Origin of the sequence: Proteocatella sphenisci DSM 23131, from assembly GCF_000423525.1 — a bacterium.
Lineage (GTDB): Bacteria > Bacillota > Clostridia > Peptostreptococcales > Filifactoraceae > Proteocatella > Proteocatella sphenisci.
The window spans coordinates 31,879-46,311 of the sequence record NZ_AUID01000018.1 but is presented as its reverse complement, the minus strand read 5'-3'; the positions used below and the strand labels follow the sequence as shown (position 1 = coordinate 46,311).

General features: G+C 34.7%; 13 protein-coding genes. 2 read left to right on the top strand and 11 right to left on the bottom strand.

Annotated elements, in window-relative coordinates:
* Positions 1-31: 31 nt before the first annotated feature.
* The 6 genes from G558_RS0108025 to G558_RS0108000 form a co-directional block, all read right to left on the bottom strand.
* On the bottom strand, positions 32-2,164 hold the full coding sequence (locus G558_RS0108025; RefSeq protein ID WP_028829719.1) for a GGDEF domain-containing protein: 2,133 nt from the start codon (positions 2,162-2,164) through the stop codon (positions 32-34).
* A 182-nt stretch (positions 2,165-2,346) separates the two neighbouring features.
* The gene (locus G558_RS0108020) at positions 2,347-3,741 is read right to left on the bottom strand and encodes an alanine/glycine:cation symporter family protein (protein ID WP_028829718.1); all 1,395 of its coding nucleotides are present in this window, start codon (positions 3,739-3,741) and stop codon (positions 2,347-2,349) included.
* 153 nt (positions 3,742-3,894) lie between these two features.
* The gene (locus tag G558_RS0108015) at positions 3,895-5,064 is read right to left on the bottom strand and encodes a BTAD domain-containing putative transcriptional regulator (RefSeq protein WP_028829717.1); all 1,170 of its coding nucleotides are present in this window, start codon (positions 5,062-5,064) and stop codon (positions 3,895-3,897) included.
* Positions 5,065-5,075: 11 nt separating this feature from the next.
* Positions 5,076-6,605: an amidohydrolase gene (locus G558_RS0108010; RefSeq protein ID WP_028829716.1), complete on the bottom strand. Its 1,530-nt coding sequence runs from the start codon at positions 6,603-6,605 to the stop codon at positions 5,076-5,078.
* Between the two features lie 122 nt (positions 6,606-6,727).
* Positions 6,728-8,374: a M20/M25/M40 family metallo-hydrolase gene (locus tag G558_RS0108005; protein ID WP_028829715.1), complete on the bottom strand. Its 1,647-nt coding sequence runs from the start codon at positions 8,372-8,374 to the stop codon at positions 6,728-6,730.
* 21 nt (positions 8,375-8,395) lie between these two features.
* On the bottom strand, positions 8,396-9,598 hold the full coding sequence (locus tag G558_RS0108000; RefSeq protein ID WP_207636210.1) for a M20 family metallopeptidase: 1,203 nt from the start codon (positions 9,596-9,598) through the stop codon (positions 8,396-8,398).
* Between the two features lie 261 nt (positions 9,599-9,859).
* On the opposite strand from G558_RS0108000, the gene G558_RS0107995 reads away from it, so the two are divergent.
* A complete protein-coding gene (locus G558_RS0107995; RefSeq protein ID WP_028829713.1) occupies positions 9,860-10,393 on the top strand; it encodes a rhodanese-like domain-containing protein in 534 nt (177 codons plus the stop codon).
* Positions 10,377-10,868, top strand: a complete 492-nt coding sequence (locus G558_RS0107990; protein WP_028829712.1) for a hypothetical protein — start codon at positions 10,377-10,379, stop codon at positions 10,866-10,868. The genes G558_RS0107995 and G558_RS0107990 overlap by 17 nt, the downstream gene beginning before the upstream one ends.
* Before the next feature lie 64 nt (positions 10,869-10,932).
* On the opposite strand, the gene G558_RS0107985 is transcribed toward G558_RS0107990, so the two are convergent.
* The 5 genes from G558_RS0107985 to rnpA form a co-directional block, all read right to left on the bottom strand.
* Positions 10,933-12,345 (bottom strand): MATE family efflux transporter, encoded by a 1,413-nt coding sequence (locus G558_RS0107985; RefSeq protein ID WP_036931809.1) that lies wholly within the window; start codon positions 12,343-12,345, stop codon positions 10,933-10,935.
* Positions 12,346-12,413: 68 nt separating this feature from the next.
* Positions 12,414-13,151 carry an RNA-binding cell elongation regulator Jag/EloR gene (jag, locus tag G558_RS0107980; protein ID WP_028829710.1) on the bottom strand — a complete coding sequence of 246 codons (738 nt, stop codon included), beginning with the start codon at positions 13,149-13,151 and terminating at the stop codon, positions 12,414-12,416.
* Positions 13,151-13,849, bottom strand: coding sequence for a YidC/Oxa1 family membrane protein insertase (locus tag G558_RS0107975; protein WP_028829709.1), 699 nt, complete (start codon positions 13,847-13,849; stop codon positions 13,151-13,153). Before G558_RS0107975 ends, jag begins: the two co-directional genes overlap by 1 nt.
* 27 nt (positions 13,850-13,876) lie before the next feature.
* Entirely contained in the window at positions 13,877-14,101 is a 225-nt protein-coding gene (gene yidD / locus G558_RS13700) for a membrane protein insertion efficiency factor YidD (RefSeq protein ID WP_071604469.1), read from the bottom strand.
* Positions 14,067-14,429, bottom strand: coding sequence for a ribonuclease P protein component (rnpA, locus tag G558_RS12760; RefSeq protein ID WP_036931808.1), 363 nt, complete (start codon positions 14,427-14,429; stop codon positions 14,067-14,069). The genes yidD and rnpA overlap by 35 nt, the downstream gene beginning before the upstream one ends.
* Positions 14,430-14,433: the final 4 nt, after the last annotated feature.

Below are 14,433 nucleotides of genomic sequence, written 5' to 3'. Positions count from 1 at the left end.
AAAAACAAATTTTTCTGTGGTTTTTTTAAAATTATTCGTGTTCATTAATAAATTCTGCCACTTTATCCTTGCCTTCTGATTTAGCCTTGTAAAGAGCTATGTCTGCTTCTTCTATAAGCTGATCAATAGTTTTTTCTCTTAATATAGTCCCTGATATACCCACACTTACAGTAACATTTATTTCTATTCCTGGTCTTATAGTAGTTTGTGAATTATTTTTTATATTACTTCTTATCCTCTGAGCAACTTCAATCGCAACTTGTCTTCTTGCATCATTCATAAGAACAATAAATTCTTCTCCCCCATATCTTCCCGCCTTATCATTTGATCTTACTGAGTAGCTTATTATATCAGCTACCTTTTTAATTACTATATCTCCCACAGTATGACCATAGTTATCATTTACTTTTTTAAAATCATCTATGTCTATCATAAGTATAAACAATCCATCACTTGACCTGTTATTATTTACCTCATCATAGATTTCTTTTCCTGTTTTTAAAATGGAGCTTCTAGTCATAAGACTTGTAAGAAAATCATAATTTGCCGAATTCTCGAGTTTTTTATAGTTTGATGCATTATTCAGTGCTATTCCTGAATATTCTGCTATTACTTTTAGAAAACTCAGATCTTCAGGAGTAAATGCGTCTTTTGAAAAAGACTGAACACTTATAACTCCTCTTACTTTTCCCCTGAATCTTACCGGAACAAATATTGCAGACTGAGGAATATGTTCTGATGACTCTGCATCTGACCCAGTCTGAAGCTTACTTACATTTTCTATATAATCATCAAAATTACTTATATATCTTGAATATTCATTTTCCATATTATTTATAAAGATCTCGCGATCATTTCTTATGCAGTATCCTGAAAAAGTATTACTTTCCACGGATAGGTTTTCCACCTTCATATTTTTTCCTTTTTCAAAAGATATCTTATATTCATAATTTGAGTCAGACTCATCATAACTTACAATCTGAATAATATCTGGATTGCATATATTTTGTATTTCTTGTGCTATGACTGCGAATATTCCTTCTTCATTAAGACTTGACATTATCCTTCCCAATGAATCATAAAGCTGGTCCTTTTGTATACACAGGGTCATGTATATCTGAGCCTTATCCGTTGCTCTTTTAAGTTCAAGTTCCTTCATATTGGGAGACTTGAGTGCTTCTGATATTTTTTTGTCTTTTTCCATGTACTTTTCAAGATAAAAAAGAGCCTTTTGCGAATTTCCAAGCGCCTTGAACACAGTACTCATCTGAAAATAGAGCTTTCTTTTTAGTTTGCAATTTTTATTATTTCCAATCAGAGAGATAATTTCTTCCGCCTTGTTGCCCGCAGATTCATATCTTCGCCGTCTTATATCCATATCCATCCAGTCCAACAATACTTCGGCCTGGTCTAAGGTAAAACCATATCTTTCAGCGAGATTTGCAGCTTCTTCATAAACTATAGCAGCTTCATGATACATTCCTCTTAATTTCATAAGATTAGCTTTTTCTTGAAGCAACATGTATCTTAAGGCATTGTTTTTTTCATTTAATAAAACTTCCGCTCTTTCAAGGTACTTTTGAGCTTCTACAGTATTTTCATTATGTCTCTCACATATGGCCCTGTTAAGATTTATTATAAAATCATTGCTCATACTGCCTACGTATGACATGCTCTCAAGTTCTTGAGATATGTATATGGCCTGTTCATAATCCTCCATATCTATATACATACCAACAATATCAGCTTTCAATACGCTCAATGCTTCGTAATCTTTTATTTCTGTAGCAAAATCCATGGTTCTCAGACTTATTTCAACTGCTTTTTCAAAATTAAAACAACATGAATATACAGATATGAGGGCTACGGATGTATTTAACATCCCTCTTGTATCATTATTGTCTTCAAAAATTACATATGATTCTTCAAGCAGATCTATCGATTTTTCTATATCTGAGCATCTGTAAAAACAGCATCCCATCTTATATAAAAACCATGGATGTGCAAAATCAAGTTTGTTTTTTCTTGAAAATTCAACAAGATCTTCCAGTATTTTTATGATTTCAAATTGTGTAATATTAAACATTTTGTCACAAAGTTCTATACAGTAGTTCTGATTTGCCATGAGTCTTTCTTTTTCTTTAATAATTTCCCCTGATTTCATTTAATACCCCCCATTATTGATATATTTTCAATATATTCATTAGTATATATATATCCATATTTGATTATATATATCTTATTTTGAAAATATAATTCTAACGAAGTAAAAAACAGGCCTGGAATTTAATCCTTTGACCTGTTTTTCTATTTGAGGGGTGTGGTGTTTATTTATAATTTTACTATTTATTTAGCTTTTTTTGAATCTTTTTTTATATCCTTAAGATAATATTTTTCACTTGTAAAGAATTCATCCTTAAGCTCTACTACTTCTTTGCTCATAACGATAAGTGCAAGCATGTTAGGTAGAATTATCATTGCAAGGAAGAAGTCAAGGAACTGGTAAAGGAATTCTATACCACCAAATACTCCAAGAAGTATTGAAACTACATATACATATTTCCAAGCTTTTGCAAATTTGTATCCAAACAGAAATTCCGCCTGTTTTTCTCCGTAGAATACAAGTACTATAACTGTTGAAAGAACGAATAAGAGTATGGATACTGTAACTATTATTCCTCCTGCAGGCCCAAACATCTGACCAAACGCGAGCGCTGGTATAGAAGCTGCTTCAGCTGAAGGTACAGTTTCCCACATTCCAGTTATAAGAACCACAAATGCTGTTACTGAACAAACCATAAGTGTATCTACTGTTATCTCAAATATACCCCAGAAAGCCTGACGAACAGGATGGTCTGTCTCAGCCGTAGCATGAGCTATAGGCGCTGTACCCATTCCAGCCTCATTTGAGTATGTTCCTCTTGCAGCTCCCCATCTAAGCGCTAAGGCTACTGATGAACCGGCAAAACCACCAGTTGCTGCAACTGGACTAAAAGCACTCTTGAATATAAGAGCTATTACGCCTGGAAGTGCTGTGATATTTGCAAATATTATAATAAGCGCTCCCGCAATGTAAACGAGTGCCATAAGTGGAACCAGTTTTTCAGTTACCTGAGTGATTCTTTTGATTCCGCCAAATACAACTATAAATACTATAATTGCCATTCCTATACCAGTAACCAGAGGCGGAATCCCTATGGTTCCTGCTGTTTGAACTGCTGATACTGCCTGAGTTGCTACAGAAGGTATAAGCTCTATCATAAGAAAGAAAGCAAACCACATACCTAAAAATTTACCAAGTTTCTTGTTTTTAAATCCTTTTGCCAGATAATACGTAGGTCCTCCGGCATATTCTCCTGCTTCATTTTTTTCTCTGTATTTTATACCAAGTACGATTTCTGAGAATTTTGAAGCCGAACCTATAAGTGCTATTACCCACATCCAAAATACTGCTCCCGGTCCTCCAAAAGCTATAGCAACCGGAACTCCAACTATGTTGGATGCCCCTATTGTAGACGCAAGGGCTGCCGTCGCTGCCTGAAATGGCGATATGGCATCTTTGTCATCAGATTTATGGAACATCTTTCCAAAAGTCTGCTTCCATATGTATCCAAGATGCACAAACTGAAAGAAACCAAGTCTTATTGTAAGATAAATTCCTCCACCTGCCAAAAGAAGCAGCATGGGAGTTCCCCACATCCAGTTTGAAAAACTGACAAGTACATTTGCTATTGCACTCATACACATTACCTCCTGTTTCTTATAATAAATAAACGTATAAATGATAACTAAGTCTATTATATTATTTACCCGTTTTTATAATGTTTGAATAATGCTAAATAAAAACAATTTTCTGAATTTATCCTCTTTCTCTTTTTAATATTTAAACAAAATTTAAACTATAACGTTGCTGTATTCCAGATATTGAACCGATGCCACATTACTATTTTCCACTATTCCCAGAAATTGCCTGGATTTACAGTCTATTTTTTCATGGTTTGCTACAAGTATTTGAATGTTTTTTTCATTAGAAAGATAAGAAAGTATGTTCTTGAGGGAATTATAAAGCCTTATGTCCTTGATGGTCGTTATCTTGTAATCCATTTCTATGTAATCCAGGACTCTTGGCTGTATTTCTGATATATCCATCCAGTATCTTTTGCAGGCTCCACCTATCTGATTTCTTTTGGATATCTCCAATAGTCTCTCTGATAGCTCACTCATCAGTATATATTCACAGCCTGGATCTGCATATTCATTTATTCTAATGACAACATTCTCTTTACGAGTCTTATCTGATTCTGCTTCTGAATCTACAAGTGTCATATATAAATCTCTTATTTTTTTCTGTGGAGATATATTTAGTTCTTGCCTTAGTGTATTGTAACATTTTCTGTACTGGATTATTGCAAGGTGCCTTTCGTTCTTTTCTATATGGAGCTTCATAAGCCTGAAAGAGGCTTCTTCCTCATAGGGATTTACCCTGAGAATATCTTCAAGTATTTCAATCGCCTTTTCATATATACCTTCATTTGTATAATAGTCCAAAAGCGAATTAAGAGACTGTATATATTTTTTTTGATATCTGGCCCTTTGAAAAAGTACCCATTCATTAAAATCGTCGCTGTCTTTTATATAAAACTGATCCAAAAAATCTCCCTTGATATGTTCTCTTGCATAAATAAGTTTGTCTATTGTTTTAGGGTTTTCTTTATCTATTTCCTGTGCATCTATATCTTCTAATACTTTGAGATCGCATTCAAATATATACTTTGGATTTATAAAACAGTACTCTTTTGTACTCACTATAAATTCATTTCCTGATTCATCACTGGGAATTACTTTTTTTATATTCCAAAGATTATATCTTAAATTGTAGTTTGATGTTTCGAAGCTGTCTGCCCATAAAGTCGACGAGAGTTTGTCTCTTGCCATCTTATTGTTGTCATTACAAATAAGTATGGCTATTATAGCTGCTGATTTTGAACTTAGTTTTGAGAGAAGTTCTTCTTTTCCATGATTTATAGAAAAACTTCCCATCAATTTGATATTTAACATATCCATTTTTTCTCCTTCTAAAAATTTCTGTATAGGATAAATCCATTTTTTATTGTAGCTGCTACTTTTGCAGAAATTATTGTTTCTGGGTCAATCTCAAATATGTCTTTGTCGAGTATAACAAGGTCTGCCGTTTTCCCTATTTCTATACTGCCTTTTTTAGATTCTTCTTTTACTGAGAAGGCTGCATTTAATGTGAAAAACTTTACTGCTTCTTCCACTGATACTGCATTTTCAGCTACCGGATGGTTCACTGCTGAGTGTATGCCCAGAAGTGGGTCTATTGGTGTAAGGTCGCTGTCTGAACCCCCACAAATTATTATTCCTTTGTCTATGAGCTTCCTGAACTGATTGGTATTTTTGTACCTCTGTCCAAGTCTGGATTCATACATCCTTCCTGGTCCGCCATACATATATTCATATGCCGGCTGCATGGAAAATATAAGTCCCAGTTTAGAGGCTCTATCTATCTGTGAATCAGAAGAAAGCTCGGCATGCTCTACTCTGTGTCTAAGCCTGCTTAGAGGATATTTTGATGCAGCATATTCATGTGCACATATAAGGCATTCAAGCGCCCTTTCTCCTACTGCATGCATGGTGGTATTAAGGTTTTTTTCATAACTTTTTAATATGAATTCCTTTATTTCCTCCTGCGTGAAATAAAGTTCGCCATTAGTGTCCAGTCCTTGATAATTATCAGTTATTGCAGCACTTTTAGAGGTGAATGATCCATCTAGATATACATCTCCTCCTATAAAATCAAGCTCCATTTCTTCTACCTTATCAAAATCTATTGTGCTGTAAAAAAGTTTTATGTCCACTGGAAGCTTGTCCTTATAAGTGTTCATATCCTCAGCGTCATTTTCATAAAATTCAAAGCCCCCTTCCATTACATGTATACGGGTAACTCCTTTTTTTATTATTTTTTGAGAGAGTTCAACTATTGATTTGTATCTCTCGGAGGAAGTGTAGCTCTGTATGATTTTTTTTCTTGTCAGTGCATTTACCTTGCCATATATTCTTCCTGAAGGCGTTCCATTATCATAGTACTCCATCCCCTCCATGGTAAGAGGTACTTTGAGTTCATGGATGGCTCTTGTATTTAACATACTGCAGTGAAAATCACGGCTGTTTATCCATATGGAATAATCTCTTGTAAATCCATCAAGGATTTTTCTTGTGGGATAAGATCCTTCTTCCAGATCTGATACTTCAAGTCCAAAGGCCCTTATTATACTTGTCTTTGGGTTTTTAATTATCCAGTCTTCAATCTTGTTTTTTATATCTGTATAATCTTTACATCCATTTAAATCCAGGCTTATATATTTTGTAGCTGTCTGAACAAAATGAGCATGACAGTCATAAAATCCTGGTAGTACCAGCTGTCCTCCTAAATCTTCTTTTTCTGTGTATTCATCTATACATCTACTATAGGTATCTGAATAACCTGCATCTGTTATTATTCCATTTGTTATTCCCAGCCAATTATATGGCTGATTTCCAAATCTTTTAAAACTTCCATTGTAAAGCAATATCTTATTTTCCATTCTCCCACCATTTCTTTGTGCATTTTTTCAATTATCTCATATCTACCCATTTTGTCCATGTTTTCCTACAACAAAAAATATGGTTTCACCCTGTAATAGAATGAAACCATCTTTGAGCTGAATTATTTCAGTAAATTCATTATTGTTCTTTCTACAAGCTCTGGCGCTACTTCAAAGGAGTATTTTTTTTCAATTCTCTCTGTAAATTTGTGAGCATCCTTTCCAAAACTTCCAATGTCTAATACCGGAAGATCCAGCTTTTGCATGTCTTCAAGGGGAAGATCATAGGTCTTTCCAAATCCAGGCATATTGTTTTTAATACCTGATATTATAACAGGATCTTTGGGCGCCGAACCATAGCTCAGATCTGAAATATAAGGGAAGAATTTCTTGTAGACTACTTTGTAGTCTGTCTTGGTTTTTTCTACCGCATCTGCAACTGCATTTAAAAGATTTATTTCTTTTTCTGTTTTTCCCTCAACATATACATGAGGATAATAAGGAGGCGTGAAGTATACTATTACTGCCGGATTTCTGTCCGACCACAAGCTGTGAACAAATTCTACTATCTTCATAGTCTTGTCTCTTGTGTCAAATTCTTCCTTTTCAATAAGTTCATTTATATATTCGTTTAATTTTGTTTCAAGCTCCTGACCCATTTCCAGTTTTACCATTGAATAAAGCTCTTCATATGAAAATGATCTTGCTTCCCATGGCAATTTTTTATAATCTCTGGAAGCCATTTTGCAGTAAGCTTCATACTGGTTATTGAGACTGTCTACAGTATATTGAAATGAATCCTTGGCAGCTTTTTTCATCTTCACCATTACTTCATCAGGAGTGGAGCTCTGCGTTGCATAGTTGAAATAAAGGCATGCTGTCTTGGCTATCTGGCATGAATATTCAGGCTTAAGGTCCTTACTCTTTAGTGTTATAGGTGGCAGAGATACTTCTCCTTCAACGGTGTCACAATACTCCACATTAAGGTTTATTCTATTTATAATAGATGCCGATATCTGGTTTGGATCTATCCCTTTAAAGGATTCTCCAACATGTGTCTCTTTTCCTACTATATAAAATGATGGCATGATTTTTCCTACCGTACCTATATAAACATACTTGTTCTCATCACCCTCGTACTCAGAGGTCATGTAGTCTGTATCAAGCAGTGCAGTAAATTCAAGTCCTTCATTTTCTTGAATTTTAACAAGCTCTGGTACACATGAAAGCATGCCTGCACTGTTTGCTTCTTCATCACATACCGCGCAAAATATTAGATTTCCTGAAAAATTTTCTATATCTTGTGAAATTTCTTCCATAATGGACATAATTATGGCGTCCCCTGTTTTCATATCAAAAAGACCTCTTCCAAAAAGATATTCTCCCGATTCCAGATCTTTTTTTACTTCTTCAGGAAGGTCTATCTCCTTAAATTTCTCAGTCAGCTCATAAGGCTTATTCGCATAGTCTTTTAATGAGCCATAATCTGAAATTCCTACCGTGTCTATATGTCCTATCATTACAACAGTTTTTTTATTGTCTGATTTCTTTCCACGCATTAGAGCCATGAGACTCTTTCTTCCCCATTTATCACCTGGGACTTCAATAGTTCTAAGATCTTCAGGATTGTTTTTGTAATAGGTCATATCTGAAAATATCTCGTGCATCTTTTTAAGGGCATCCAGTTCTCCTGTAGTTTCAGCAACGCTTAGCTGCTCTGTTAAAGCTACTGCAATCTCTTCTATTCTCTTACTTCTTGACATATTCATGTGAATTCTCCTCTTCATTAACTAGTCTTGTGAAAGTGTACATACAAGAAAATCATATATACTCTGGGCGGTTTCCCAAACAGAGTCGAGATTTACATACTCATCACTTCCATGATAATTTTCTCCTTCTGGCCCGAATATAACCGTTGGAATTGAAAGTTTTCCTCCGATATAATTAAAATCTCCCATGCTTTTGAAATACGTTATACTGGCATCCTCACCGCAAACCTTGTTTATTGATTTTTTTAGCATATCTAAATATTTATTATTTTCATCAATCACATAAGGCTCAAAGCCACCATCAAAATTTTCTGCAGGAGAGCTCCTGAGCTCTATCTTATACTTGCTGGTCAGATCTGCTCTTTTGGCTGCCTCATGTATTTCTTCTTTTATAGTATCTATGCCTTCGCCTCTTACTATATGCCTGAAAACTTCTATCTCTGCATAATCAGGAACACTGCAAGACTGCCCTCCTCCACTCATGCCTATGAGGCAGTGTGAACCTTTTCCAAGTTTTTCATCTTCTTTCATCTCCGTTTTTTCAAGCTCACATGCGAGCTTTGCTGCATCAAGAAGTGCATTTATTCCAAGCTCTGGCGCCGCTGCGTGTGATGATTTTCCATAAAGTTTCACCTTGTAGTTGTATCCACCCCTTGCTCCGAGTGATATCGATGGAGATTTTACCCTAGCAAACCCTGCACTTGGCTCTGTAATTATAGCAAGATCTGCCATTTGGATTTTTTTATCATTTATCAAATATGTAGTCCCCAGCCCAAACGGTCCTTCTTCATCAGAAACCAGATTATAAATTATCTTTCCTCTGAAATCAGATACATTTTTTACAAATTCAGCCAGCACCTCCATTATAATTGCGCATCCGCTTTTCATATCCAGCGCGCCAACTCCGTACATATTTCCATCTTTTACAACTGCATCATAAGGTGGCTGTGTCCAACCACTGCAAAGCCTTACTGTATCAAGATGTCCATTAAAATATATAACCGGTCCTTCTTTTCCACTGTCAATCGTTCCTATTACATTCATTCCCTCGAAATTAGTTATTTCTTTTTCGTGATAACGGTGAATCTGCGCGGGAACATTTCTTTGTTTAAGCCAACTGCAGGCATACTCCATTATTTTTTCTTCTTCAAAATATGGACTCGGTATCTTTATGAGGGTGGAAAGCAGGTTATTCAGATTTTGTTTTTCTATTATATTTTTCATAAAACACCTTTCCTTTATCATAAGAATAAGCTTATTCATGCCACCATTATATTTATATACAGTTTATCAAAACGTTTTATTTTTCAGTTTATTTGGATTTTAATTGTTTTTCCATAAAAGATATAAACTATTGGTCTACATTTATGAATTTTTGATATAACCATTTTGTATCATAACCATAGGCTTTTTCTATTAATTTGTTAATTATTTTTATGTTACAATTTAAATGGATATTTTATATAAATCAGGGAGGAAAAATTCATGAAAAGATTTTTAACATTATTGATGGTACTTACGTTATCTGCAGCCGTTCTGGCTGGATGCAGCAGTGGAAATGACGCTTCTGCTACATTAAATTCTGTAGGAACTTCTGTTGATGGAAATGAAGTTGCTATAGAGAAGGCTTCCATGAAGCTTGTTAACACAGTAAATGATGGTGGCTATGAGCTTATAGGTACAGAGGAGTTGAATACCTGGACTACTGAGGGTAAAGAAATGATTATAATTGATACTATGCCTGCAGACAGCTATGCAAAAGGACGTATCCCCGGAGCTTTAAATGCTGAACTCCCAAAAACAGGTATGGCAGATGTAACCGCGGAACAAAAAGAAGCTTTTACTTCACTTTTAGGTACTAACAAGGATATTCCCGTAGTTGTTTACTGTGGTTTTGTTGCATGTGAAAGAAGTGATGTTGGAGCAGTTATTGCCAAAGAATTAGGATATAATAATGTTTACAGATGTCCAGGCGGAATAATAGCGTGGGAGAATGCCGGATATGCAACAGAAAAATAAAAGAAATTCTCTTTTTTTGACATTTATATTTACAATGAGCATTTTCTTATTGTCCGGCTGCAATTCTGGGCCAGAACTTTCTGAAACTGCCGAAACTATAAACAGCAATGTCAGCATTGCCGGAATGCAGCTGGGGATGAAAGAAAAATCAGTTCTTGATTTAATTGGAGCCAATTTTGAAAAGAGCCCCTGCATAATAGGTTATGAATATGAATATTCTGATTTAAATCTTAATCTGGGAATAGACATTGATAAGATGAGCGTAAAAAGGATTACCTTCAAGAATCCTGAGTATACTGTTTATTCAATGCAAATTGGAATAAAATGTACTGAAGGTGCAAAAATTCTTTCTGAACATGGGTTTGTTAATGATGGTGAATCAAAATTTAAATTTGTTAAAGAAGATATAAGAATAACTATGTTATCAATGAATGGCGAAACCATAAATGGGTTTACATTAGAGTTTATCTCATAAATATCCAAAAATACCAGAGCATGTAATTGCCTGGTATTTTTTATTTTTATAAGATTTTTTTAATTTAAGCAATCTTCCCCTGCTGCATTTTGTTCATCTTTTTCATTTCATATGATATAAAAAATACTGTTATCACTGCTGATGTTATATCTGCAATTGGACCTGCATATAAAAGACCATCTAATCCATACAAGTATGGGAGTATAACAACGAGCGGAGCAAGCAGAAGTACCTGCCTTAAAAGTGAAAGAAAGGCTGATTTTACAGGTTTTCCAATAGCCTGAAAGTATATTGATGAGGTTATCTGAAATCCCAGGACAAATATACCTGAAAGAAAGACTCTAAAGGCTTTTACTGCGAATTCATTATATAACTGACTCTCTGAACCAAATATACTCACAACCTGAGGTGTGAAAATTTGAAATACAAGAAATCCAGTAATTGAAAATACTGATGCTGACGCTATAGACAACCTGTATGTTTTTTTTACTCTGTCAAACCTCTGGGCTCCATAATTATATCCCCATATTGGTTGTGAACCTATGGCTATACCAAGTATTACAGAAGTTACAAGCATGTTTACTTTCATAACTATACCAATCACTGAAAGTGGTATGTCTGTTCCATATACTGACATAGATCCAAAATGTCTTATTGTGTTGTTTATAGTTATCTGTACCAGGGTTATAGACATTTGTGTTACAAAACTTGATGCTCCAAATGAAAATATTTTTGCTGCTGTCTCTTTTTTTATTCTGAATATCTCTTTTTTTATTATCACGTTCTTAAACATTCCCAGATATCTAAGACTCAGGATCATAGCTGCAAATTGACCAATTATAGTTGCTATTGCAGCTCCTCCAACTCCCATATCAAACACAAATATGAAAAGAGGGTCTAGTATAATATTTATAAGAGCACCCGAAAGCATTGAGTACATAGAATATTTGGGACTTCCATCAGCCCTTATCAAAGCATTTAATCCAGTACTTACAACCACAAAGGGAAGGCCGATTATTATAATTCTTGTATACTCAACCGCATATGGCATCACAGCCTCAGTAGCCCCAAATATCTTTAAAAGTGGTTTGAAAAACATCATTCCTGATAAAAATAAAGTAATCCCTGCTATTATCATTATGCTTACTGCATTACCTATTGTATCTGATGCACTTTCTCTTTCATTGCTGCCAAGCTTGAGGCTGTAAAGCGCTGCAGCTCCATTTGCTGTCATGAGTGATATAGCCATAGTTATTGTTACAAAAGGAAAAGCAACATTTGTTGCCGCATTACCAAGATAACCTACACCCTGACCTATAAATATCTGATCTACTATATTGTAAAGTGCATTTACCACCATGGATACTACACTGGGAATTGCAAATTTGATAAGAAGTTTTGATATTTTTTCATTTTCCATAGGGTTCAAACTTTTGCTATTACTTCTTTTTTCTAATTCATCTGTTTTTGAAATCATAATTAGCTCCTCAAAAAATTAAAGAATAACCGAAGTATACATATACTTCAGCTATTCTTTAATTAATGTTATTTATACTTTGGTTCTATTACTATTTTTCTGTAAGGATCTTTTCCTTCGCTGTAGGTCTTTACATATCTGTCTGACTGAAGTGCCGAGTGAATTATTCTTCTCTCGTATGGATTCATAGGCTCGAGCTTGATTACTCTGCGCTGCTTTGCAGATTGCCTTGCCATCTTGTTTGCATACTTTATGAGTGATTCTTCCCTCTTTGCTCTGTAATTTTCTATATCCAGAAGCACCTTGACATATTTGTCTCTGTCTCTGTTAACTGCAAGCCCAGTGAGCATCTGAAGCGAATCCAGAGATTCTCCTCTTCTTCCTATAAGCCTTGAGGCTTCATCACCTGTTACACCTATACAAAGACATCCTTCATTTTCACTGATATTTATTTCAGCATTTATTTCCAGTGTAGTGAATATATCTTCTAAAAATTTCTTTGCCATTTCCTTTGAATTTTCGTCTATTACAGATTCTTTTAGAATTTTTGAATCATCTTTTTTATCATCTTCAAGCGAAAATCCTTTTGATGCGAAACTAAAATCTTCAAGATCTTCATCTGTTTTTTTAGTTTCTTTAAGAGTAACTTTTACTCTCAATTCTTTTTTAGCCAAAAATCCAAAAAATCCTTTGGGTTTCTGCTCTTCTACGTCAATTGTTACATCTTCAATCTTTGCATTCAGCTCCAAAAGAGCTTTTTCGACTGCTTCTTCTCTTGTTTTTCCAACTATTTCTACATAATTCATTATTTAGCCCCCTTAGAGCCACCTTTAGCTGTCTCTTTATTCTTCTTCATGTATGCGGTAACTCTTCTTTGTATTATAGAGAATATATTTGATACTGCCCAATAAAGTGAAAGTCCCGCTGGAAAACTAACTCCCCATACAAGTATCATTACTGGCATCATATAAAGCATAATTGATGTAGTAGGGTTTTTTGGCTGTCCCTTTTGCATCATATATGACTCAAAGAATGTTGAAATTGCAGCTAGTACAGGAAGTATAAATGGTATTGAAATCCCCGCAATAGCTATAACGTCTGGAGTAGCCATAGATTTTATCCATAAAAACCCTGTGTCCGCAGCTGTATACGCTGCTTGCGTTGAGAATACGTATTTTACCGGTTCACGAAGTACATTAAACAATCCTATGAGTATGGGAAACTGTATTAGAATTGGCAGACATCCCATCATTGGATTTACCTTGTGCTGCTGATATAACTCCATGATAAGCTGGTTCTGTTTATCTTTGTTGTCAGGATATTTCTTTTTTATTTCATCCATCTTTGGTTGTATTTCCTGCATAGAAGACATAGATTTGTTCTGCGCTGCAGTAAGTGGCAACAGACACATCTTAACAACTATAGTAAATACTATAATAGCCAGACCGTAATGGCCAACTACCTGATAAATGAATTTTAATAAAAAACCTAGTATTGTTGACAAATCTTCCTCCTTGACTAAATTGTTACATTATGGAACAGGATCATATCCTCCATCATGAAATGGATGACATTTTAATATGCGTTTTAATGCCATATAACTTCCCTTAAAGGGTCCATGTTTTTTTACTGCTTCGAGGGCATAACTCGAACATGTGGGGTAAAACCTACATGTTGGGACTCTTTTGAGAGGAGATATGAATTTTTGATAAAGCTCTATACTATAGATTAGTACTTTTGTTATTGTTTTTTTCATATATTTTTAAACCTGTTTTCTTAAACAGATACCCCACAGATTTTTTTACATCATGAAAATCAGATTCATTGGCTGCAACTCTTCCTATGAATATCATATCCAGACCATTTCCCTGTGGATTATAAAATTTCAGACTTTCTTTGAGATATCTTCTAATCCTGTTTCTTACTATTGCTTTTCCAACTTTTTTAGAAATCGAAAAACCAACTCTAAATTCATCTGTTCCATTAGGCAAGTAATACAGAACTAAATTCTTGCACCCATAAGATTTTCCTTTATTATATACCCTCTTAAAGTCAGAATCTTTTTTTAATCTTGAAAAGTTCATTTTA

Excerpts from the sequence above, each read along its gene's own strand:
- G558_RS0108025 (WP_028829719.1), bottom strand. The coding sequence starts at position 2,164 with ATGAAATCAGGGGAAATTATTAAAGAAAAAGAAAGACTCATGGCAAAT.
- G558_RS0108020 (WP_028829718.1), bottom strand. The coding sequence starts at position 3,741 with ATGAGTGCAATAGCAAATGTACTTGTCAGTTTTTCAAACTGGATGTGG.
- G558_RS0108015 (WP_028829717.1), bottom strand. The coding sequence starts at position 5,064 with ATGGATATGTTAAATATCAAATTGATGGGAAGTTTTTCTATAAATCAT.
- G558_RS0108010 (WP_028829716.1), bottom strand. The coding sequence starts at position 6,605 with ATGGAAAATAAGATATTGCTTTACAATGGAAGTTTTAAAAGATTTGGA.
- G558_RS0108005 (WP_028829715.1), bottom strand. The coding sequence starts at position 8,374 with ATGAATATGTCAAGAAGTAAGAGAATAGAAGAGATTGCAGTAGCTTTA.
- G558_RS0108000 (WP_207636210.1), bottom strand. The coding sequence starts at position 9,598 with ATGAAAAATATAATAGAAAAACAAAATCTGAATAACCTGCTTTCCACC.
- G558_RS0107995 (WP_028829713.1), top strand. The coding sequence starts at position 9,860 with ATGAAAAGATTTTTAACATTATTGATGGTACTTACGTTATCTGCAGCC.
- G558_RS0107990 (WP_028829712.1), top strand. The coding sequence starts at position 10,377 with ATGCAACAGAAAAATAAAAGAAATTCTCTTTTTTTGACATTTATATTT.
- G558_RS0107985 (WP_036931809.1), bottom strand. The coding sequence starts at position 12,345 with ATGATTTCAAAAACAGATGAATTAGAAAAAAGAAGTAATAGCAAAAGT.
- jag (WP_028829710.1), bottom strand. The coding sequence starts at position 13,151 with ATGAATTATGTAGAAATAGTTGGAAAAACAAGAGAAGAAGCAGTCGAA.
- yidD (WP_071604469.1), bottom strand. The coding sequence starts at position 14,101 with ATGAAAAAAACAATAACAAAAGTACTAATCTATAGTATAGAGCTTTAT.
- rnpA (WP_036931808.1), bottom strand. The coding sequence starts at position 14,429 with ATGAACTTTTCAAGATTAAAAAAAGATTCTGACTTTAAGAGGGTATAT.